Annotated in this window: 17 protein-coding genes; 11 read left to right on the top strand and 6 right to left on the bottom strand. The window is 45.8% G+C overall.

What is annotated here, in order from left to right; genetic code table 11:
* On the bottom strand, positions 1 to 768 hold the full coding sequence (gene pomA / locus L5L77_RS02740) for a flagellar motor protein PomA (RefSeq protein WP_173497062.1): 768 nt from the start codon (positions 766 to 768) through the stop codon (positions 1 to 3).
* 314 nt (positions 769 to 1,082) lie between these two features.
* On the opposite strand from pomA, the gene xseB reads away from it, so the two are divergent.
* Genes xseB through dxs form a run of 3 tightly spaced genes read left to right on the top strand, consistent with a single transcriptional unit; the run spans position 1,083 to position 4,096 of the window.
* A complete protein-coding gene (xseB, locus tag L5L77_RS02735) occupies positions 1,083 to 1,322 on the top strand; it encodes an exodeoxyribonuclease VII small subunit (RefSeq protein WP_006080884.1) in 240 nt (79 codons plus the stop codon).
* Between the two features lie 2 nt (positions 1,323 to 1,324).
* Positions 1,325 to 2,206, top strand: coding sequence for a (2E,6E)-farnesyl diphosphate synthase (gene ispA, locus L5L77_RS02730; protein ID WP_263184751.1), 882 nt, complete (start codon positions 1,325 to 1,327; stop codon positions 2,204 to 2,206).
* Between the two features lie 21 nt (positions 2,207 to 2,227).
* Positions 2,228 to 4,096 carry a 1-deoxy-D-xylulose-5-phosphate synthase gene (dxs, locus tag L5L77_RS02725; RefSeq protein ID WP_263184754.1) on the top strand — a complete coding sequence of 623 codons (1,869 nt, stop codon included), beginning with the start codon at positions 2,228 to 2,230 and terminating at the stop codon, positions 4,094 to 4,096.
* Positions 4,097 to 4,222: 126 nt separating this feature from the next.
* Here the strand turns inward: dxs and grpE are convergent, their stop codons facing one another.
* Positions 4,223 to 4,843 carry a nucleotide exchange factor GrpE gene (gene grpE / locus L5L77_RS02720; protein WP_113941025.1) on the bottom strand — a complete coding sequence of 207 codons (621 nt, stop codon included), beginning with the start codon at positions 4,841 to 4,843 and terminating at the stop codon, positions 4,223 to 4,225.
* A 100-nt stretch (positions 4,844 to 4,943) separates the two neighbouring features.
* Between grpE and nadK the strand changes: the two genes are divergently transcribed.
* The 7 genes from nadK to L5L77_RS02685 all read left to right on the top strand — a co-directional run bounded on the left by nadK (position 4,944) and on the right by L5L77_RS02685 (position 16,207).
* Positions 4,944 to 5,822: an NAD(+) kinase gene (nadK, locus tag L5L77_RS02715; protein ID WP_081729057.1), complete on the top strand. Its 879-nt coding sequence runs from the start codon at positions 4,944 to 4,946 to the stop codon at positions 5,820 to 5,822.
* Positions 5,823 to 6,838: 1,016 nt separating this feature from the next.
* Positions 6,839 to 8,482 carry an L-lactate permease gene (locus L5L77_RS02710; protein WP_049821741.1) on the top strand — a complete coding sequence of 548 codons (1,644 nt, stop codon included), beginning with the start codon at positions 6,839 to 6,841 and terminating at the stop codon, positions 8,480 to 8,482.
* Positions 8,483 to 8,559: 77 nt separating this feature from the next.
* Positions 8,560 to 11,364 (top strand): FAD-binding and (Fe-S)-binding domain-containing protein, encoded by a 2,805-nt coding sequence (locus tag L5L77_RS02705; RefSeq protein WP_263221982.1) that lies wholly within the window; start codon positions 8,560 to 8,562, stop codon positions 11,362 to 11,364.
* A 310-nt stretch (positions 11,365 to 11,674) separates the two neighbouring features.
* On the top strand, positions 11,675 to 12,418 hold the full coding sequence (locus L5L77_RS02700) for a (Fe-S)-binding protein (protein ID WP_006085148.1): 744 nt from the start codon (positions 11,675 to 11,677) through the stop codon (positions 12,416 to 12,418).
* Positions 12,419 to 12,428: 10 nt separating this feature from the next.
* Positions 12,429 to 13,823: a lactate utilization protein B gene (locus tag L5L77_RS02695; RefSeq protein WP_263221979.1), complete on the top strand. Its 1,395-nt coding sequence runs from the start codon at positions 12,429 to 12,431 to the stop codon at positions 13,821 to 13,823.
* Between the two features lies 1 nt (position 13,824).
* The gene (locus tag L5L77_RS02690; protein WP_028760696.1) at positions 13,825 to 14,394 is read left to right on the top strand and encodes a lactate utilization protein C; all 570 of its coding nucleotides are present in this window, start codon (positions 13,825 to 13,827) and stop codon (positions 14,392 to 14,394) included.
* Positions 14,395 to 15,028: 634 nt separating this feature from the next.
* Positions 15,029 to 16,207, top strand: coding sequence for an AAA family ATPase (locus L5L77_RS02685; protein ID WP_263184756.1), 1,179 nt, complete (start codon positions 15,029 to 15,031; stop codon positions 16,205 to 16,207).
* Positions 16,208 to 16,218: 11 nt separating this feature from the next.
* Here L5L77_RS02685 and L5L77_RS02680 read toward each other — a convergent pair whose 3' ends face one another.
* The 4 genes from L5L77_RS02680 to L5L77_RS02665 form a co-directional block, all read right to left on the bottom strand.
* Positions 16,219 to 16,569, bottom strand: coding sequence for a hypothetical protein (locus L5L77_RS02680; RefSeq protein WP_263184758.1), 351 nt, complete (start codon positions 16,567 to 16,569; stop codon positions 16,219 to 16,221).
* A gap of 112 nt (positions 16,570 to 16,681) precedes the next feature.
* A complete protein-coding gene (locus L5L77_RS02675) occupies positions 16,682 to 17,149 on the bottom strand; it encodes a DUF6386 family protein (protein ID WP_251071031.1) in 468 nt (155 codons plus the stop codon).
* Between the two features lie 121 nt (positions 17,150 to 17,270).
* On the bottom strand, positions 17,271 to 18,782 hold the full coding sequence (locus tag L5L77_RS02670) for a hypothetical protein (RefSeq protein ID WP_263145081.1): 1,512 nt from the start codon (positions 18,780 to 18,782) through the stop codon (positions 17,271 to 17,273).
* A 388-nt stretch (positions 18,783 to 19,170) separates the two neighbouring features.
* On the bottom strand, positions 19,171 to 20,526 hold the full coding sequence (locus L5L77_RS02665) for an MATE family efflux transporter (RefSeq protein WP_028760699.1): 1,356 nt from the start codon (positions 20,524 to 20,526) through the stop codon (positions 19,171 to 19,173).
* 400 nt (positions 20,527 to 20,926) lie between these two features.
* Between L5L77_RS02665 and L5L77_RS02660 the strand changes: the two genes are divergently transcribed.
* The gene (locus L5L77_RS02660) at positions 20,927 to 22,468 is read left to right on the top strand and encodes an MFS transporter (protein WP_212600343.1); all 1,542 of its coding nucleotides are present in this window, start codon (positions 20,927 to 20,929) and stop codon (positions 22,466 to 22,468) included.
* Positions 22,469 to 22,545 lie beyond the last annotated feature (77 nt).

The following is a 22,545-nucleotide window of genomic DNA, read 5'->3' as shown; positions in this document are numbered from 1 at the left end:
CTACTCTCCGTCCGTTGTATCGATTTTACGATTTTTTTCAGCGAGATAATTTTTCAAAAAGCCTTCAATCACCCGCGGGTTTTGTCCGTCTTGAATCGCCAATACCGCATCCATAATAAGGTTACGATTGAGCATTTCCTCCCCCATCCTGAGCGTTAGCTTATCCGCGATAGGAAGACAAACCATGTTAGCGACCATAGCGCCGTATAATGTGGTTAACAACGCAACAGCCATCGAAGGACCAATAGATTTAGGATCCGCCATATTTGATAACATGGCCACGAGACCAACGAGTGTACCTATCATCCCCATAGCTGGCCCAACATCACCAAAGGCTCTAAATATGCCAATCCCCGTCCGATGACGTTCTTCCGTTAGAGCGATATCCTTCTCTAGAGCTGCACGCACTACTTCACCATCATGACCATCGACCAACATATCGACAGCCTTTTGCATAAAAGTATTGCTAATTTGCGCTTCTTCTAATGCCAAAAACCCCCCTTTACGGGCAGCATCCGCCATAGTCACTGACTGTTCAATCAAGTCTTCTGGTTTATCAATCTTAAATACAAAAGCTTTCAAAGCAATTTTAACGGCGCTTAAAAACTGTTTAAGAGTGAACTTCATCATTACCACGAAGAAGGACCCACCGAACACAATCAGGATCGAGGGCACATCAACGAAAATCATCAAGCCGCCACTGGTCACCATAGCGCCGAGAATAAAACCAAAGGCTCCCACAATTCCGATTATTGTTGCTAAATCCACAACGGCTCCTCAATTTTCGTAATAAACGACATAATACTTACTCTGGGTAAGCAAGAACACTCAGTTATTCTACCGAATAAGATAATCCCACCGACACACATACGAGCCTTGTTTATCCAGTTAAAAATTACCATACAAATGATGATACTATTGTCAGTTATCGGACACACACTAAGCAAGTTTAGCGACAATTTATATTTTCTGGAAAAATTTCAGTAACAAAGCGTGCTATTGAGCAAATATCTTTAGTCTGAATTTGACCCTTACGCCGCCCTGATATACCTTGTGTCCGCTAAATCAAAGGAAACCTGAACGTGGCGAAGAAACCCGAAAATCTTAGTTTTGAAGAATCCCTTGGCGAACTTGAACGCATAGTTGCCGATCTAGAACAAGGCGATATATCCCTCGATGACGCGTTAAAACAATTTGAACGTGGCATCAATCTCGTTCGAAATAGCCAAGCAAAACTCGAACAAGCCCAACAAAAAGTGGCCATTTTACTGAAACAAGACGAAAATGCGCCCCTATCCCCCTATGCCGTTGAGGGCGAATAAGCGTGTTAGTCAGTACCATTCAAGAATATCAACAACGAGTTGATGATCAATTAAAACAGCGTTTTAGTACGCTTGAAGATACAGCTCCCCAATTAAAAGCCGCTATGACTTACGGTGCCTTATTGGGAGGGAAACGCATTCGACCGTTCCTCGTATACAGTGTAGGGCGCATGTTTGGGGTCGAACTTGAAAAGTTAGATGCTTGCGCCGCAGCCATTGAATGTATCCATGCTTATTCATTAATCCACGACGATTTACCCGCCATGGACGATGACGAGCTCCGCCGTGGCCAGCCAACAGTGCATATCGCCTTTAATGAAGCGACGGCCATTTTAGCGGGGGATGCTCTGCAAACCTTAGCCTTTGAAATTGTCACCGAAGCGGTACCAGGGATCAGCAGCGAACAACATATTGCTATGGTAAGAGTATTAGCCAAAGCCTCAGGTTATCGTGGTATGTGTGGAGGCCAAGCGATAGACTTAGCCTCGACCGATAAACATATTGATCTTAACGCGTTAACTCAGCTACATAATATGAAAACTGGCGCCCTTATCAGCTGCGCTGTTGAGTTGGCTTTAATCGCCGCAAACGCGCCAAAAGATCAGTATGCTGCTATGATGGATTTTGCCCGTGCGGTAGGGCTCGCCTTCCAAGTACAAGACGATATCCTTGACATCGTAGCCACCACCGAAGAGCTAGGTAAACCGCAAGGCTCTGATACTGAATCGAATAAGAGTACGTTTCCACAACTACTTGGACTACAAGGTGCACAAGACACCGCCAAACAACTGATCCAAGAGGCACTATCAGCGCTGGCTAAATTGCCATACAATAGCCAGTTAATTGCAGACTTCGCCCGCTATATCATTGAGCGAAGAATATAATAAGAGTCGAAGTATCTCGCTATGAGTTTGGACATTTCTCAGTTTCCCGTGTTGGCGCAGGCCAACACCCCCAATGAGCTCCGCCAGCTTCCTCAGGCACTTTTACCACAAGTAGCCGATGAACTGCGCGAGTTCCTTCTTAAGTCTGTTGGCATGTCCAGCGGACATTTTGCCTCTGGGCTCGGCACAGTAGAACTCACTGTGGCACTGCACTATGTCTACAATACCCCCTTTGATCGACTGATCTGGGACGTAGGCCATCAAGCCTACCCCCATAAAATTCTCACGGGTCGACGTGACAAGATGCACACCATTCGGCAAAAAGATGGCTTACATCCTTTCCCATGGCGTGAAGAAAGTGAATACGACACTTTCAGCGTTGGCCATTCAGGCACGTCGATTAGCGCCGCGCTGGCGATGGCGATAGCTGCAGAAAAAGAAGAAGCAGGTCGTAAAGTTGTAGCTGTGATCGGCGATGGCGCTATGACTGGCGGCATGGTGTTTGAAGCCATGAACCACGCGGGCGACTTGCACAATGACATGCTCGTGGTACTGAACGACAACGAAATGTCGATTTCAGAAAATGTCGGCGCCCTCAATAATCATTTAGCACAACTGATGTCAGGCCGTTTCTACACCACACTGCGCGAAGGCGGCAAAAAAGTGTTGAAAGGTATGCCAGTCATCAAAGAAATGGCCAAGCGCACTGAGGAACACCTCAAAGGTATGGTCGTTCCTGGCACTCTATTTGAAGAGTTAGGTTTCAACTACATAGGTCCTATCGATGGCCACGATGTAGACGCTCTGGTCGAGACCATGCGCAATATGCGTAATCTGAAAGGTCCACAGGTGCTGCACATCATGACCAAAAAAGGTCGTGGTTATGAACCTGCTGAAAAAGATCCTATCGGTTGGCATGCTGTGCCTAAGTTTGACCCATCGCTATTTAAAAAACCGGCCACCAAACCCGGTTTACCGACCTTTTCTCAAGTCTTCGGTAAATGGTTGTGCGACATAGCCGAACAAGATGAGAAAGTGTTAGCGATTACTCCTGCGATGCGTGAGGGTTCTGGCATGGTGGAGTTTTCCCAGCGCTTCCCGAAACAATATTTCGATGCAGCGATTGCCGAGCAGCATGCCGTCACCTTAGCGGCGGGTTTTGCCTGCGAAGGTTTCAAACCTGTAGTCGCGATTTACTCGACTTTCCTGCAACGCGCCTATGATCAGCTTATTCACGATGTCGCACTACAACAATTGCCCGTGTTATTTGCCATTGACCGTGGCGGTATCGTCGGTGCAGATGGTCCAACCCACCAAGGTGCATTCGATTTAAGTTTTATGCGTTGTATCCCTAATATGGTGATCATGGCGCCGTCCGATGAAAACGAATGTCGTCAAATGCTCTACACTGGCTATTGCTATGATGCGGGCCCAAGTGCGGTGCGTTACCCAAGGGGTAGTGCCACGGGAGCGATGCAAGTCGAGTCCATGACTGCGTTGCCAATTGGTAAAGGTGTCATTAAGCGCATCGGTAAGCGTATTGCCATACTTAACTTTGGTACCTTGCTCGCATCGGCATTAACCGCTGCCGAAAGCTTAGATGCGACGGTTGTCGATATGCGCTTTGTGAAACCACTTGATGTTGATCTGATAAAAGAAATGGCACTAACCCATGAAGTGTTAGTCACTGTGGAGGAAAATGCCATTATAGGCGGTGCGGGTGCCGGAGTGCTTGAACAACTTCAAAAGCTAAAAATGCCTAAAGCCGTACTCCAAATTGGTTTGCCAGACGAGTTCATTAAACATGGCTCGCCAGAGGAAGTCATTCACGACTTGCAACTGGATGCCGAAGGCATACTGGCGCAAATCAATGCTTATCTGGCGCAATAGGCTGAACTTGCTTATCTCGTTAAGACGCTAAATGTTATCAATAAAAAATTCCGCCCATAAAAAAGGACTGCAATTGCAGTCCTTTTTTGTTGCTGTCTTTTATAACAGCGGCTGATCCAATAAAGCTTAAGCTTCGATATCTATCGTCGCAGTTTCTTGGTTTGGGCCACCCTGTGACACCATCACCATCGCAGGGCGCAGCAAGCGACTGTTCAGCTCATAACCCTTTTGCATCACCAACATCACAGTGTTCGCAGGGAACTCGGCGCTTGGCTGCATGCCAATCGCTTGATGTTGATCAGGGTTAAATGACTGACCTTGTGGATCAATTTGCTTAACACCAAATTTAGCCACCGCAGTGAGTAAGCTTTTTTGAGTTAACTCAACACCTTGATAAATCGCTTTAGTCGCTTCATCTTCTGGGTTTGTACCCATTAGCGCGCGCTCCATGTTATCAAGCACAGGCAAAAGTTCATTGGCGAACTTTTCCAAGGCAAACTTGTTCGCCTTTTCCACATCCATTGCCGCACGACGACGAATGTTATCGACCTCGGCTGCGGCGCGGATGACTGAATCCTTCTGCTCTTCAACTTTCGCCAAAGCTTCAGCGAGTAACTGTTCCAGCTCTTCAATACGGAAATTGGCCTGGGTAAGCTCATCGATCAGACTTGCTTCTGCGGTAGATACTTCAGACTCTACACCCTCTTGGATCAGATCCTGTTCTGCTTTAATCGATTCGTTGCTCATTTTCACTCCAGCTAAAAATGCTTTGTTTCTGAAATACTCTGGGCATATTATGGGGATCAATTTTGACGTTTCAAGGCCTAAGGCCAGATCTAGCATAAATATGACCACAAAGTTTCATACTATCGGCCTTATCGGCAAACCTCACCACCAAGGGACCAACCAAACCTTAAAGCGTCTGCATTATTGGCTGACAATGCAGGGCTTTGAAGTCTTAGTGGAAGAGCGTGTTGCTACCGAATTAGGACCCAATATCATAGCGGTCGATTTACTAGAAATTGGCGCGCGTTGCGACTTAGCCATAGTCGTCGGTGGTGACGGTAACATGCTCGGCGCAGCAAGGGTATTAGCCCGCTTCGATTTAGGCGTGATTGGGGTTAACCGCGGCAATTTAGGCTTTTTAACCGATCTGCCGCCCGATGCCTTCGAAGAGGCGCTCGCCAAGGTACTCGATGGAGAGTTCGATACCGAGCATAGATTCTTACTCGAAGCCGAAGTCTATCGCCACGGTATGCTCAAGGCGAGCAACACCGCCGTCAACGAAGCCGTACTCCATCCGGGTAAAATTGCCCACATGATTGAGTTTGAGGTCTATATTGACGATCAGTTCATGTACAGCCAACGTGCCGACGGCATGATAGTGTCAACGCCTACCGGTTCAACGGCCTACGCCCTCTCCGCTGGCGGCGCTATCCTGACGCCTAATTTACAGGCCCTAATCTTAGTACCTATGTTCCCGCACACTTTGTCGTGCCGCCCGATTGTTGTCGATGCGTGCAGCACGATAAAAATGGTTGTGTCACCTGAAAATGGCGAAAACCTCGAAGTCAGCTGTGATGGCCACGTGCATTTAGCCGTGTTACCCGGCGATGAAATCATAGTGCGCCGCAGCTCTGAACGTTTACGGCTTATTCATCCTAAAGGACACAACTATTTCCACGTGCTGCGGACCAAATTAGGCTGGGGCAGCAAGTTGTTTTAAGTCTATATCTTTGGGCTAAATCACCAATAAAAGAGACATACCACGTCTCTTTTTTATTTTGTAAATTTAACCTAAAAGATTGCCATTAAAGCCTTATCTTTTCCCCTGCACAGTCTTTGGTGAACTTTTTAGCACCACACACAAACGGCTGATATTCACATTAATGACGTTTAAGCATTAATGACACTAACCAGTTTGATAAAAGTTCAAACAGTATTTTTTAGTTTTGTTACTTAAAATTTCTGCTTCAATTTCACCCTGTTCTCTCAATTTCTCCTCTTAACCCATTAGAAGCGGTCACTTTTTATTTCAACTTTTATGCTGTTCTCTCAATATACTTGAATATTTTGGCTGGCTGTTCGCTCAAATAAACTGAAATTAAATTAAACAATGGTTATAAAATTTCATATTAAAGTAAAATTCATTAAGTGATATCCATCACAATAAAATCCCACCATTCTAAAAGGTGCTCTAGATCACTATAAAAAACCATTCCAAAATGGACATATTAGGCAAATATTACAATAGCTTGATAAAAATAGAAGTAAATGAGTTAATCCAGCCACAACAATCTATGCGACCTTAATCACACCTTAAAAATGACTGAAAAAACCAATAACAGACTATTAATGAAATAAATGGATCAGTTAATTGCAATAATGACGATGAATATGAGTGATAGCTCTACTTTTAATAACCAGAAAAACAACAAATTTAATTTAATATAACCAAAGTAGATATACACCCAACAGTCTAAGTGATCATTGTCACATATAAGAAAATCCCCCGAGAGAAGCACCCCGCAGCACTGTAAATTAGCATTTCATATAACAGCCAAGATGATCTAGATCATATTAGTCAAGCTCACAATAGCGTCTAGTACACAACACAGAATGTCGAGACCGTAAGTACTTGCAGTATTAACTGCTGATTTATTGGTCTGGGAAGTCGACATGAAGGCAGATGAAAAATCCTAATATCAATAATAAGACAGACCACTTTATGAAGAGGCAAGCATGACAATACTTCAACTCCTCGCTAGCTTGACGCCAGTGCTCAGTGTAATGCTATTTCTAGTGTTACTCAGAATGCCTGCATCTAAGGCTATGCCTATCTCCATGATAATCACAGCGCTCGCCGCCGTGTTTATTTGGCAAATGGATACCACATTACTGGCGGCATCGGTCCTCGAAGGACTGCTCTCAGCCATCACACCGTTAACCATCATTTTTGGTGCCGTATTCCTACTCAATACCCTGAAATACTCAGGTGCCATGGACACTATCCGTGCTGGGTTTACTAACATCAGTGCCGATGCCCGTGTACAAGTCATCATCATCTGTTGGTTATTCGGTGCCTTTATTGAAGGTAGTGCTGGTTTTGGTACTCCCGCAGCCATTGGCGCACCACTACTGGTATTGCTTGGTGTACCACCCGTTGCCGCAGCTGTCGTGGCTTTGATTGCTGACTCGGCCTGTGTATCCTTCGGTGCAATTGGTCTACCCGTACTTTTTGGGATGGAACAGGGTCTGATCCAAGGTGGCGTGAGCATGGCGGCGGAGCAATTTGCTGCCCATGGTGGTAACTATGCTGGTTATGCTCGATATATCGTCATGCATATGATCACTATCGACTTAATCACAGGTTCATTAATTCCTCTCGTAATGGTGACTATGCTAACTGGATTCTTTGGTCGCAATAAATCCTTTAAGGAAGGCTTAGCAATTTGGAAATTTGCGATTTTCTCAGGTCTTGCCTTTACCGTCCCCGCATGGATCATCAACTACCTTGCAGGCCCAGAATTCCCTTCGGTTATCGGTTCATTGATCGGTATGGCCTTAGTAATCCCGGTTGCGCGTAAAGGCTACTTACTGCCTAAAACGCCATGGAATGATTTCGCAGAGAATGACAGTCAAGAAAGCGGAAAAGTCGAAACAACGGCTAAGTTTTCCCAAATTGCCGCTTGGACACCTTACATCATCATGGCTGCGCTTTTGGTATTGTCGCGTACAGTGGCACCGTTAAAAGCATGGTTATCAAGCTTTAACATCAGCTGGACAGGCCTAATGGGCACTGAGCTTAAAGCCAGCTTCGCAACCTTATATGCACCAGGTGCCTTCTTTGTTGCCGTGTGTATTCTAGGTTTCTTCCTGTTCAAAATGAAAAGCCCTGCGATTCAGCAAACGGTCGGTGTTTCATGTAAGTCCATGTTGCCAACCATTATTTCATTAGGTGCATCAGTGCCTATGGTGAAAATCTTCTTAAACTCAGGCGCTAATGGTGCAGGTCTTGCCTCAATGCCTGTCGCTTTAGCGGATATGTTGGCAGGTTCCATGGGCGCAGTGTGGGCTTGGATGGCGCCTATCGTGGGGATTTTTGGTGCCTTCTTATCCGGTTCAGCCACCTTCTCAAACATGATGTTCTCCAGCCTACAATACAGCGTGGCCGACAATATTGGCATGAACCACACACTGGTATTGGCACTACAAGGTATCGGTGCAAACGCCGGTAACATGATGTGCGTAATGAACGTGGTTGCCGCTGCAACGGTAGTGGGTATGGCAGGTAGAGAGTCAGAAATTATCCGTAAAACAATGCCTGTTGCCATTGGTTATGCCTTACTGGCGGGCACTATAGCTACCCTGTGGGGTGGATTCTAAGCCGTTTTATTTTATTGAATGCCCGAAGTCACTCCCAGTGACTTCGGCTTTAATCTATTAATAAAGAGAGTGATGCTATGTCGATTAACTATAAACTGGTCATCGATGATCTAAGAACGCAATTAGGTGATCATCCCGTGACGGATGATCCCGTTCGCCGTTTTGCCTGGTCCACCGATGCAAGCTACTTCAGGATAGTCCCAGAAGTGGTTGTCCATGCAGAAACCCTAGAACAGGTAAAGCTCACATTAGCCGTTGCCCGTAAGCATGATGCACCCGTCACGTTTAGGGCCGCTGGAACCAGTTTATCTGGCCAAGCTATCGGTGAAAGTATTTTGTTGATCCTTGGCCATGATGGTTTTAGAAAGATTGAAGTCAGTAGCGATGCCAAACAGATCACCTTAGGTGCTGCTGTCATTGGTTCCGACGCTAACGCCGTACTCGCGCCGCTTAACCGCAAAATTGGTCCCGATCCCGCCACCATAGGTTCCGCCAAAATTGGTGGTATTGTGGCAAACAATGCTTCGGGAATGTGCTGTGGTACTGCGCAAAACAGTTACCAAACTATCGCTTCCGCGAAACTTCTTTTTGCAGATGGTACTGAACTCGATACAGGCTGTGAAAAATCAAAAGCTGCCTTTGTTAAATCCCATGGAAAAATACTGGATGCACTGACAGAACTGTCGCACATGACTCGTCATAACACAGTGTTAGCGGACAGAATTCGTAAAAAGTATTCCATTAAAAATACCACCGGCTACGGCATCAATTCGTTACTCGATTTTACCGACCCATTTGACATCATCAACCACTTAATGGTGGGGATGGAAGGCACCTTAGCCTTTATTAATGAAGTCACTTATCACACAGTGAATGAAGCTAAATTTAAAGCCTCAGCTATGGCCGTATTCCATAATATGGAAGATGCCGCACGAGCCATACCACTGATAAACGGTGAAAGCGTTTCTGCAGCTGAACTCCTTGATTGGCCATCAATCAAAGCAGTAACGGGCAAGCCTGGCATGCCAGATTGGTTATCAGAATTACCGGCCCTATCCGCTATTCTACTGATAGAATCCCGTGCTGATGACGACAAAACCTTAGAAAATTATACTCAAGATGTCACCGCGAAACTCGCCGGTTTTGACTTTATCCGCCCAATGGAATTTAGTACTAATCCAGCGGTTTATGACAAATACTGGGCAATGCGTAAAGGCTTGTTCCCGATTGTAGGTGGTGAGCGTCCAAAGGGAACCTCAGTTATCATCGAAGACGTGGCCTTTGAACTAGAGCACCTTGCTGCTGCGGCGCACGATATCACTGAGCTTTTCCATAAACATGGTTACCCTGAAGGCTGTATTTATGGCCATGCTCTTGCGGGGAACTTCCACTTTATCATTACCCCCACCTTCTCGACTCAAGCCGATATCGATCGTTTCCATGCCTTTATGGATGATATTGCCGACATGGTGATTAACAAGTACGACGGTTCAATGAAAGCCGAGCATGGTACTGGCCGTGCTGTCGCGCCGTTCGTCGAAAAAGAATGGGGACAAGATGCTTACACTTTAATGAAGAGCATCAAACAAGTATTTGATCCACAGGGTATTCTAAACCCAGGCGTGATTCTTAACGACGATAGCAATGTCCACGTTAAAAACATCAAGCCCTGCCCTGTGGTCGATGATTTTGTTGATAAATGTATCGAATGTGGTTTCTGTGAAAAAACCTGCCCAACATCGGCACTCAACTTCTCACCTCGTCAGCGTATTGCAACTCTGCGTGAAATTGAACGTTTAGAACAATCCGGTGATAAAGCCGCCGCAGCAGAAATGCGCGCCGCCGCTAAATACGATGTAGTTGATACCTGTGCCGCCTGCCAGCTTTGTACTATTGCTTGCCCAGTGGATAACAGCATGGGCCAACTGGTGCGTAAACTGCGCACGCCGTACATCAGCACTACTGAACAAAAAGTCTTAGATTTCCAAGCCAAACACTTTGGCGCAGTTAACCAGGTTATCAGTTCAGGTTTTGACATGCTTGGCGTGATCCACAAGATCACTGGCGATAACATTACCAGTGCCCTAATGAAAACCGGCCGTTTGATTTCAAAAGAAGTGCCTTATTGGAACCCCGATTTCCCGAAAGGCGGCAAATTGCCAAAACCATCCCCCGCTAAAGTTGGCCAAGAAACAGTGGTTTACTTCCCAGCCTGCGGCGGCAGAACCTTTGGTCCGACGCCAAAAGATCCCGATAACCGCACTTTGCCAGAGGTGGTCGTCACGCTGCTGGAACGTGCTGGCTATAACGTCATCACGCCAGAAAAAACTCGCGATTTATGTTGCGGCCAGATGTGGGAATCTAAGGGCGACTTTAAAAACGCCGATGCCAAACGCCAAGAACTTATCGATGCCGTGAGCAAGATGACCAATGGTGGCAAGATGCCAGTGATCGTCGATGCCTTGTCTTGCACCTACCGCACTTTGTCAGGTAATCCAAAAGTACAAATTATCGACTTAGTTGAGTTTATGCACGACAAGCTACTGACTAAGCTCAACATCAGCAAAAAAGTCAATGTGGCACTGCACTTAGGTTGTAGCGCACGCAAGATGAAACTTGAACCTAAGATGCAAGCAATCGCCGATGCCTGCTCTGCACAAGTGCTCAAACCTGCGGGAATTGACTGCTGCGGTTACGCGGGTGAAAAAGGCTTGTATAAGCCTGAAATCAACGCCAGCGCACTGCGTAATATCAAAAAGCTCATTCCTGTCGAGATTAAGGAAGGCTATTACGCCAACCGTATGTGCGAGGTCGGTTTGACCCAACACAGCGGCATTTCCTACCGCCACTTAGCTTATCTGCTCGAAGAGTGCAGCCGCTAATCTGGTATGACAGTAGTAAACAACGGGGCTATTTTTAGCCCCGTTTGTTTATATAAGCGAACTATTCTCATTTATTTGTCATTAAGTATTTTTTTAGAATTTCAAACCTGAATAAATACATTTTAAAATCAATGTAATCATCAAGTTAAAATATTCTCATTTTTGAAAAAATCTACAAGCTCATTTACTAAATTAGGGCTACTTATTCCGCTAAGATAGGCCTATATTTGATCAACTACCTTAGCATTAGTGTGGATATTGGGTCACACTGCAAGGCAATGTCGTTCACTAACAAGAAAGAGAAAACACAATGAAAATCGCCCTTTTCATCCCGTGTCTAGTCAATCAAATGATGCCAGAGGTCGCGATTGCCACCTTGGAATTATTAGAGAAACTCGGGCACCAAGTGATTCTACCCGCGGGTCAAACATGCTGTGGCCAGCCGATGACAAACTCGGGTTGCTTCGATGCAGCACGCAGTACCACCCTTAAATTGCTCAACGCCTTTAAAGGAGTGGAATGCGACGCTATTGTTTGCCCTGCCGCCTCTTGTTTAGTGGCCGCCAAAGAAAACTTCCACGAGTTTGATAGCAGCCCAGAAGCACAAGCTGTGATCAACAAACTCTATGAACTCACAGAGTTTTTACACGATATCGCGCCGATCCCCGCCTTTACCAAGCCCTTCGCGCACAAGGTAAGCTTGCAACTGAGTTGCCATGGCATTCGCATGTTAAGCCTTGCCACCCCAAGTGAGCAAATGGGGCCAAGATTCAACAAAGTCGAAGCTGTATTGGCCAATATTGCCGGCATAGACATAGTGTATCCAGACCGCCGTGACGAATGCTGCGGCTTTGGTGGCACCTTCGCCGTCGATGAAGGCGCAGTGTCGGCCAAAATGGGCAAAGACAAGGCCCAAGCCCACGCCGCAACGGGTGCTGAGTATGTGGTGGGTTTTGATCCTTCATGCCTATTGCACCTCGATGGCATGATCCGCAGACAGCAATTGCCGATTGAAATTCGCCACATAGCGCAAGTGCTAAACGCCGCGCTCTAGGAGACTCACCATGGCTTACAATCATAATCACGGAGCTAATGGCTCCCAAGTCCATGCCCATAAAGCCGATATTTTTTGCCGCGACGAAACCCGTGTCGACTGGCATTCAAAAGCGCTATGGATGCTCAGAGAAAAACGCGACCGCGCCGCGGGTAGCATCCCAGAATGGGAACAACTGCGTCAGCTTGGCTCAGAAATTAAGCTCCACACGCTAACCCATCTTGCTCAATATCTTGAAACCTTTGAACAAAACTGTATCGCCAACGGCATACAAGTCCATTGGGCGAAAGATGGCGCAGAGCACAATCGTATCGTGCATGACATTTTATCCCGCCATAAAGTCAAAAAGTTGGTGAAGTCTAAGTCTATGCTGACCGAGGAATGTCACCTCAATCCGTACTTAGAACAACGTGGCATTGAGGTCATAGACACCGACTTAGGTGAGCGGATTATTCAGCTCGCCAAAATGCCACCATCACACATAGTCGTGCCTGCTATCCATATGAAAAAGGAAGAAGTCGGCGAACTCTTCCATGAAAAACTCGGCACTAAAGCGGGGGCAGCCGATCCCTTGTATTTAACCCGCGCCGCCCGTGCCCACCTGCGTGAACAGTTCCTTAGCGCCGATGCCGCGATGACAGGCGTGAACATGGCGATTGCCGATAAAGGCGCCGTGGTGGTCTGCACGAACGAAGGCAACGCCGACATGGGTGCTAACCTGCCTAAGTTGCAGTTGCATTCAATGGGCATCGACAAAGTGGTGCCCGATATCGATAGCGCAGCCGTCTTGCTACGCACACTGGCACGCAACGCCACAGGCCAACCTGTCACGACTTATAGCGCCTTTTACCGTGGCCCACAGCCCGAAGGTGAGATGCACATTATTATCGTCGACAATGGCCGCACTGAGATGCTCAAGGATAAAATCCTCGCAGAATCATTGAAGTGTATTCGTTGTGGTGGTTGCCTCAATACCTGTCCTGTGTATCGTCGCTCCGGCGGTTACAGCTACAACTACACTATCCCCGGCCCAATTGGTATCGCAGTGGGCGCTAAGATTGATGACACTAACTCGATTGCCTGGGCCTGTACCTTGTGTGGCAGCTGTACCTATATCTGCCCAACTAAGGTGCCGCTCGATAAGATTATTTTCCACCACAGACGCCTTAAGGCTGAAGCAGGAAAACTCCCCTATGGCAAAAACAGTTACATGCCATTAGTGGGTAAATTTATGGCAAGCGAAACCATGCTGAACTGCTCTATGAGTGTGGCGAGAACTGCGCTGCGCATTCTACCGGGTAGTCAGTTAAAACCCTTTAGCGGTGCATGGGGTAAATACCGTGAACTGCCCGTTGCCCCGAACTCCAGCTTCGAAGCTTGGTTTAAGAAACACAGGAGCCTATAAGATGTCTAGTAAACTTGAAATTCTCAATGCGCTCAAACTGTCGGCCTTAACAAATCATCCTATGCCAAGCATAGATGTGACGCCAAGAGTCGAAAATCTCGTCGGCCAGTTCGAGACCAACCTCAATACTGTCGCGGGTACGCTGCATAAAGAAGGTGGTATCAAAGCCCTGCAAGCCAAAGTCGATGAACTTATCGCCCAAGGGTTACAGGTCATCTCCCTTGTAGAGGGTGTCACGGCAAACCGTGAAATGCCACCCACAGCCCACGAGCTCAAAAACATAGATTATGCAGTGATCCCAGGTGACATTGGCGTTGCCGAAAACGGTGCCATTTGGGTTAACAATAAGAATCTAGGCCACAGAGTGACACCTTTTATCTGTGAAAACCTGATCTTAGCCCTGCCAACGAATAAGATTGTGCCGACCCTACATCAGGCAGCTAAAGAAATCACGTTAGCCTCAGGTGAGTTCGGGGTATTTATCGCGGGTCCATCAAAAACCGCCGATATCGAACAAGCCCTCGTCGTCGGCGCCCACGGCGCCTGCAGCTTGAACGTGTATTTGCTTTAATGCCTCGAGATTTAATGTAACCAAGAAAATTCAAGGGTTATGGAATAATCGAAACACAAAAGCCGCCTTCATTAGCGGCTTTCTTATTAAGACTTCGCTGAATGATATTTGAGTTGTAGGCTGATAAACCACTAACACAGCTTACCAATTAACGTTTATTGACTAACAGTTTACAAGCTTGCCATGGCATTCACTCGCCGACTTGGTGAATAGAAACCTAGGGCCTCTAAGCTTATGAACGAGAGCCATGGTCGTTCTCATGCATCCCTGCATTGCACGACATTCAGGCGTCCTGCCTATCTGATGGCGAACTGGCAGTTAAACACGGATGTTGTTCAAGTCAATCCGTGGATGCAGGGTCGCCCCGTCCTGCTCTTTGATGAACGGTGCCATCTCTGATATTTATCTGCGTACGTTAGTGAACACTTAAATATAAATCCAAAATTAAGATGTTGATTTAAAATGTGATATTACTACGTTATAAGGCAATCGTTAGTGATAGGCAGGGGATCTTTATCAAGTCGCTTTAACACGTGCGATAGCGCGCATACTGAGGATACCTTGGTAGTATCCTCGACTCGGTTGATAGTATTCTCGACTATGTCCATGAGGCATTTATAGTAAAGGTGAGTAAATGAACGAGGTATTACTACAAATAAAGGCGCTCACCAATGGTGATCCTTTGTTGACGGCTGTCATTGTTGGAGTATTAACATTAACGTTAATTGGACTCGTAGGCTACATGCTAAAAGATGTCCCCACGAAGCTGTTAAGTTGGCTCAGTAGTCTGCTGTTTGTGCGGCTCACTATAGACGATAGCCATCAGGCACGCACAGAGGTATTCAATAAACTGTCCTTTTTGATCAGTAATACTACCATTCCGTTTTTTTCACGCTCTATCTCTGAGGCTGTGTACTATGACTATAGTGTGAGTTACGACGGGCGTGTCAGTGTTAAGTCTATCGGCTACGGTATGCACCTGTTTAAATACGGTGGTTGTTTCATGTTGGCTACCCGATCTAAGGTCGATAGTACGATGGCATACGATACTATTACGGTAAGTGCACCATGGTGGGCAAAAGATAAACTATATCGTTTTTTAGAAGATACTCGTGGAGACATCTCTACAGAGCCAAAAGTGAATATTTTCGAAGAAACCGAATGGTGTCGCTACGGCACATTGAAATCATCGGGTTTTAGTGAATTAGTGCTAGATGAAGGGTTTAAGCAGGAGTTGATGAGGGAAGTTGATAACTTCGCAAGTAGGGGAAAATCAGTTGTAAGTAAGCTAACCATACTGTTACATGGCAAAACAGGTACAGGTAAGACGGGTATAGCGAGAGCCTTAGCTGTTGAGTATCATCGCGATCTTTACATATTGAATCTATCGACTGTAAATGATGCCACTATTCATAAGGCAATTAGAAAGGTACCACCCGGAGCTATGTTGTTAATAGAGGACTGTGACTGTGTAAAGGCTACGGTATCACGTACTGCTGAAAGCAATGTAGATAACCCACCACTCACTTTAGGTGGCGTTCTAAACGCGTTAGACGGAATCATTCCTCTTGATGACTGCCTTGTAATAATGACCACAAATCATCCTGATAATCTTGACCCAGCGTTGATACGTAAAGGTCGTGTAGATGTCAGTATTGAAGTACCACTTATCAGTGCAAAACAAGTTAATGAAGACTACTTTGAGCGTTTTGGCGCAGTTCTTAATAGAACTGAGCCATTGTTAGGTTGTGAAGTCTATGAACTCCATCGCAGAGCGAACTTAAGATATGGTGTGTGTTGTAAGCCAGTGTAGATGCTCTGGATTCAACAAACCATGAGGTCATGATAGCCATGAATAACAATAAACTGATCGTCTTCAATTAGTGGTAACTGGCCGAGTTGCTGTAATCTGATTTTTAATTCAGCAAGCAGAAATATATTGTCATCCGCCAAACCGGCGGGAAAAACGGTTTTCGCAATTCTAATCGCGTTAATGGATTTATAGCGAATACACCTTTGCACAAAAAGACAATCAGTAGCCATGATCTCGGATAACACTTGATTTGAGGCTTCATAATCGAGAGGAAAGTCCTCTTCACCGACCAACTGTAGTTGCAAATACACAGGACGAGAAGCTAACAGCGTCATACATTCGCGCCATTTAGTATTATTCATCATAGAACTCATAATGTTAAATTGCTTTTTTACCCCTGATGATTAACAAGTTACCTTTGGTGTTTAACAGCCCGTATAGGGATTAAAAATGGTAGCGAATAAAGTAAGCCGCTTAAAGTAATGGGCTAGACGTAAACTCGTTTAGTACATCTTCTGAGGTTGACTCATATTCAACCACCAGTTTATGGGGTGTAAGCCGATACACTCTCACCTCAATATTCCCTCGCACAGCATAAATTAAAGCGCCGCCATAGGTTGTTTCAGGCCCAAGATCTCCTGCTGGAACTTGCTCGGCGGCGCCAATATACAGGCACCCTGACAATACTGTTAAGTTTGCAGAGAGATAATTTGAATTGAGCCCAGCCTCACCTAGCTTACGGAAAATTTCAACCTCATAACAGCCATCGGCGCCAAGTCCTACGAATAGCACATGACCTTGATTGATTTCCAAAATTTCGTCACTCGGCACAGACCACCAATCAGCCGTATCTTCACAGCGATGAGTTAATGCCGCGGGATCAAATATCGCCATTGTGGCGGTATCTGTGTCAAACCGAGTTGTTGTATAGGGTTTACTCATCATCCTTGCCCACTAACAGAAATGATTCTGACTACCTGTTTTATCCTTGATAACTCCAAACCTAAAATAGAAAAATCGCCATAATTTTAGGCCGTTACTACCACTTACTTACAACAATCCTTTACATAAAGGCTTTAGTGAACGCTTCCTTCGACTGGCGAATGTAGTTACGGGCGCTTTTGGCGTGCTGCTCCCACACGGCGCGATCGCTAGGATCGGTAAAGGGGTTTTGCTCGGCGGCAATTGAGCGCTCAAATTTGTCGTAGAAGGTCAGCATGGCCGAAGTGATCTGATTAAAACGTTCCTTGAACTCTTGAAATTCATCAATCTTCTCAGTGGTTTTAATCATGTACTGCACTAACTCTGCATTGCTGTTCGAAGCCAATAGCGCCTCAGCTTTAGCACTGATATTGGCACTCGCCTCAGCAATCACCAGCGCGCGTGCCTGCTCGTCTTTACTCATCACTCGGCTGTAATTTTCAGGTGTGCGGGCAATACTGGCATGCTGTAAGTAACTGCGCAGATGCTTATCGAGATCCTTACGGAAATTATCTAAGTTCTTCTGCATACTGACTAAATCATTGTCGAGTGCAGTGACTTGTTGCAGTTCTTTTTCGATTTCAGACATAAACCGTTCGGCCTGCTGATAAATTTTCAGGCCATTTTCTTCAGCAAACTTTTTATCACTACGGCTTAAGTCACTGTTGTCATAATTAGAGCGATCAAAAGTCGCAGCTAAGAATGACTTAAAGGGTTCGGCAAAGGCGGAATACGCACCGGCACTGACCACGTTTAAGGTGGCAGTAGCTAAGTCACCAAAGGGTTTCACCATAGAGCCTAAACGCGCCTGTTGGAGAGGCGATGCCACACGTTTAGCGTCAGTTAAAACCGACCTAAAGGTGTTATATCCCATAGGGTTAGACATTTTATTGCGCTCAGACGTCGCCAACACAAAGGTGATACTTGAATAAATAGCATTCGAGTACTCGAGGTATTGTCTTTGGCTCTCGAGCTGAGCGGCATAATTTTTACCTAAAGTACGAAATGACTCAGACTGCACTTCGTAATTCTTATCAGCTTTCAGCTTATCTAAAATCCCGCCGATAATTTTCTGCTCATTTTTTTGCAGGGCCATATCAAGGCGAATTTTACCTAAGCTCAAATCGTCCAAACTGATAGGGCCATTAATGGCCTCAATATCAAGACGGATATATTGGCGACTCGGATCATCAATAGACACTCGGTGTGCTAAATATTCGTTAGCCCCAGGGGTGATATCGATTAAAGCAACATGCTGCCACTGGGCATCGAGCTTTAATACCGGAGAGGTCAATACATTGATTCGATATTGGGTTTGAGTATTCTGGGTTTTGACCCAAAACTCTAATAGACCCGCTTCAGAAATAGGGTACTTACTGACGATACTGCTATTGCCTTCGACGCAAAGCAGCGCACTTTCACCTGTGTGAGGTTCAGCGCCTTCAAATTGACAACCCATGATCCACGACCAAGGTTGAGATAAACGATTGCCTTCGAAGTCGCTGGCAAACACTAACTCATTCTCTTTGGCACTGGCATTAACTGTCGTTAACACGCCAAGCAACAGCATAGAAATGACTGAAGTGGTGCGCATAAGGGCCTCATAAAACATAAATTACTAAAATCAACGAGCGAGTCATTCGGCTCAATACCCAGTCATATCAACGATCAATCGACCCAAAAGCCTAAGCGAACTCAGTCTGTTAATTGAGGGCTATAGCCTCGGCTCAACAGCACGCTTGGATAAGTCATTTTTGATTGCAGATTAAACCAGCGAAATGTACCAGAGGCCATCATCCCACGCTAGCCCTAAGTCATGTTTAACGACGAAAGATATGTGGGCAATTACAATCGGGGCCATTAATCGCCCCAATTGTAAAATTTACGTAAAACTAAACACTTATGCCCCAGCTACAGGTTACTTGCCTCGCCCCTTGTCTTGTCAATAAATCAGGCGAAACCAATACAAACCAAAGCAAGGATTAATGCAAACGTGCCTCGACTCGCTTCATGGCGTAAAACATCCATATGGTCAAGATAGTGCTACAGGTCGCGAGCGACACCCACACACCAATCACGCCGAACGCCCATGCAAAGCAGTAGATGATCGCAGCGATAAGAATAAGCTTAGCGCCCGTCAGCATAGAAGCTTGTTTCGAACAGTTAATCGCTTGGAAGAAACTCGCACCGACTAAGATTAAGCCTTCCATAGGCAAGCCCCAAAAATACCAGCGCATACCTTCAATCGCCACTGGTGTTAAATTCGGATTATCACCGGCAAACAAATACACTAACCATTCAGGGCGAGAATAAATCAGCGCTAAACCTAAAGCTGCGGTGAGTAACGTCATACCAAAGGCAATATTGCGCGCTTGTTTAACCCTGTCAAAACGCCCAGCTCCCGCGTTAAAGCTATAAATAGGTTGAGTACCAAGCGCAATGCCCTCAAAAATCAGATAGAAAAACGCTTCTGTGTAACTCACCACACCATAGGCGGCCACATGTAATGGACCGCCAACCCACAAAAAAGCCGTATTATGCAGGGTTAACACTATCGACAAATACAGATTCATCAAAAAGCTGGGGAAACCAACGCGGGCTATATTAAGGCAATTATCGAGCTTGAGCTTCATCTGCTCAAAAGTGATTTTAAGCTGAGTGCGCGGACTGAAAAAATGCTGTAAACACAAAAGCCCCGTTACCGCCTGCGACAACATAGTCGCAATCGCTGCACCTGCTAAACCAAAGGGGAAAACCACAATAAACAGCCAGTCTAAGAAAGTGTTTAATACACCACCCAAAATCAGCACCCAAGTTACCATGGATGGCCTGCCATCATTACGCAGCAGTGTGGTGAAGGTCATTGAAATTATGGGGAAATGACACAGTGCAAAATACCAGAATAAGTATTCGTTAGCATTTTCGAGCATCTCACCTTGCGCCCCAAGGGCGACCAAAATATCTCGCGAGAATATCCCACCAACAAGGGCAAAAAAGCATCCCGTTAATAAACATAACGTAAAGGCATTACCCAGTAGTTTACGGGCCTTGACTACATTACCTTGGCCAAGATTGATTGACACTAATGCCGCGCTACCCATACCTATCATGGCGCCAATAGCGTATAAAATCGCGCCCACAGGGTAAGCTAGCATCATCCCCGCCAGCCCTGTTTCACCTAAATAGTGGCCAACAAAGATGCCATCAATTGTCACATATACGCCCGTGACCAACATAGAGGCAATGGTGGGTATGGTATAGCGCCAAAAAAGCTTCGCAATCGGCTCCTCGAGCAAGCTCATATCCGCAGGAGCATGATTAGATGTTGTTGCTGTCATTAGCGTTTCTCACAAAAAGGGGGGCTAGAGTCGTATCTATCTAGAAAAATGATCGGGTGAACAAAAATGCGACAATGGATTGTACCTAAAAATAGCGAGAACTCAAAGCATGTTCATTGTGAATAATTAACAATAAAGATTAATCATCACAATGACTTAAGCAGAAACAGTCCAATTTCAGCCAAATGACAAACTCAGTACAGTTCAATAACAGATGTGGGTTAATTCATCATTTTCTGCTACTTTTTTGGTGTTTAAGGCCGAATTAGGTAAAGTATCCGTTCAAGCAAGCCCATTATCGTATTTAAACAAGATGAAATCATTAACTTCATAAATTTAAGTTTTTGATAATTAATGGGTTAAACAGAAATAAATTCAATAACAATAATAAGGGAAGGACATGAGTCAGAATAGTCCAAATGCAGGCAACGATCTGCGAGAAGTCAAACAGCTCGGCATGTGGGCCTCCATTACTAGCTTAGGTTATGTGTTTTGGTTAGTTGGTGGTATGGAGTTAGTCGAGCGTATCGCCTACTACGGTGTTAAAGCCAGTGCTGGACTGTACGCTAAAGCGCCAGAGTCTGCGGGCGGCCTTGGGATCAGCCTAAGTGACTACGGCATTATTATTTCCCTCTGGGCGATCATGCAAACCTTTGTGCCCGTGTTCACCGGTGGCATGTCTGACCGAGTGGGCTACAAAGAAACCATCTTCGGCTCCACCATCATTAAAATCTTTGGCTATCTCGTCATGGCATTCTTCCCCAGCTTTTGGGGCTTCCTTGTCGGTGCATTACTCCTTGCCATAGGCACAGGGATATTTAAACCGGGCATTCAAGGCACCTTAGTGCTGTCCACTAATCGCAATAACACTTCAATGGCTTGGGGCATTTTTTACCAAGTTGTAAACATTGGGGGTTTCCTCGGGCCCTTAGTTGCCGTGCATATGCGCCAATTGTCGTGGGACAATGTATTTTTCGCCTGCGCCGCAATTATCTCACTCAACTTCTTATTCTTACTCACCTATACCGAGCCAGGTAAAGCCGAGCGACTGGAACGCAATAAGCAAATAAAATCGGGTGAAGTCGAACAAGAATCCCTGTGGCGTGATGCTTGGCGCGAGTTGAAAAAGCCGATTGTAATCTACTATATGCTCGTTTTTTCAGGATTTTGGTTCTTGTTCAATGCCCTATTCGATGTGCTGCCTATCCATATTTCCGAATGGGTCGATACCAGCGTAATCGTCACCACCCTCTTTGGCAGCGAAGGCACCAGTAACGGTATTCTACAATTTTGGCTTGGCCTCAATAACGAAGGCACTAAGGTGATGCCCGAAGGCATGCTCAACCTTAATGCGGGCCTGATCATGACCTGCTGTTTTATCGTCGCGGCACTGACGGCTAAATACCGTATTACTACCGCTATGTTTATTGGTTGTTTGCTGAGTATTTTAGCTTTTGTGTTTATCGGTGCTTTCCATGCGGCATGGTTTATCGTATTCGCGATAGCCATGTTCTCCATTGGCGAAATGATGATTAGCCCGAAGAAAAACGAGTTTATGGGTAATATTGCTCCCGAAGGTAAAAAAGCCATGTACTTAGGATTTGTGATGTTGCCCCAAGGGATCGGCTGGGGATTAGAAGGCTACTTTGGCCCTAAACTCTACGAGATTTATGCATCGAAAGAATTGTTTTCGCGGGATTTATTGCTAGAGCGCGGCATGAACAGCACTGAGGTCAGCGCCATTCCCCAAGGTGAAGCCTTTACTACCTTGGTGAGTTACACAGGTGAAAACGCACACGATCTCACCCAATTGCTGTACCACAGCCATAACATTGGCATGGCGTGGTACATCATCGCCGCCATAGGGACTATCTCAGCGGTAGGGATTTACATCTATGGTAAGTGGTTACTCACACTACAAAGAGCCCAGCAAGCCGCCTAAGCGAAACTCGCTGACCTCATTCTGGGCAAGGACGACAAAGACAAGATAAGGGCTAGATGATGGCAAGGTGAGGAGCG

The organism is Shewanella sp. SM29 (genome assembly GCF_025654245.1).
Lineage (GTDB): Bacteria > Pseudomonadota > Gammaproteobacteria > Enterobacterales > Shewanellaceae > Shewanella > Shewanella oncorhynchi.
Note: the sequence above shows the minus strand (reverse complement) of the source record. Positions and strands in the feature narration are given on the sequence as shown.

Coding starts and splice junctions, on each gene's coding strand:
- nadK (WP_081729057.1), top strand. CDS start 4,944: ATGACCACAAAGTTTCATACTATCGGCCTTATCGGCAAACCTCACCAC.
- L5L77_RS02705 (WP_263221982.1), top strand. CDS start 8,560: ATGTCGATTAACTATAAACTGGTCATCGATGATCTAAGAACGCAATTA.
- L5L77_RS02670 (WP_263145081.1), bottom strand. CDS start 18,782: ATGCGCACCACTTCAGTCATTTCTATGCTGTTGCTTGGCGTGTTAACG.
- L5L77_RS02685 (WP_263184756.1), top strand. CDS start 15,029: ATGAACGAGGTATTACTACAAATAAAGGCGCTCACCAATGGTGATCCT.
- L5L77_RS02700 (WP_006085148.1), top strand. CDS start 11,675: ATGAAAATCGCCCTTTTCATCCCGTGTCTAGTCAATCAAATGATGCCA.
- L5L77_RS02680 (WP_263184758.1), bottom strand. CDS start 16,569: ATGAATAATACTAAATGGCGCGAATGTATGACGCTGTTAGCTTCTCGT.
- grpE (WP_113941025.1), bottom strand. CDS start 4,843: ATGAGCAACGAATCGATTAAAGCAGAACAGGATCTGATCCAAGAGGGT.
- L5L77_RS02695 (WP_263221979.1), top strand. CDS start 12,429: ATGGCTTACAATCATAATCACGGAGCTAATGGCTCCCAAGTCCATGCC.
- L5L77_RS02710 (WP_049821741.1), top strand. CDS start 6,839: ATGACAATACTTCAACTCCTCGCTAGCTTGACGCCAGTGCTCAGTGTA.
- dxs (WP_263184754.1), top strand. CDS start 2,228: ATGAGTTTGGACATTTCTCAGTTTCCCGTGTTGGCGCAGGCCAACACC.
- L5L77_RS02675 (WP_251071031.1), bottom strand. CDS start 17,149: ATGAGTAAACCCTATACAACAACTCGGTTTGACACAGATACCGCCACA.
- L5L77_RS02690 (WP_028760696.1), top strand. CDS start 13,825: ATGTCTAGTAAACTTGAAATTCTCAATGCGCTCAAACTGTCGGCCTTA.
- L5L77_RS02665 (WP_028760699.1), bottom strand. CDS start 20,526: ATGACAGCAACAACATCTAATCATGCTCCTGCGGATATGAGCTTGCTC.
- L5L77_RS02660 (WP_212600343.1), top strand. CDS start 20,927: ATGAGTCAGAATAGTCCAAATGCAGGCAACGATCTGCGAGAAGTCAAA.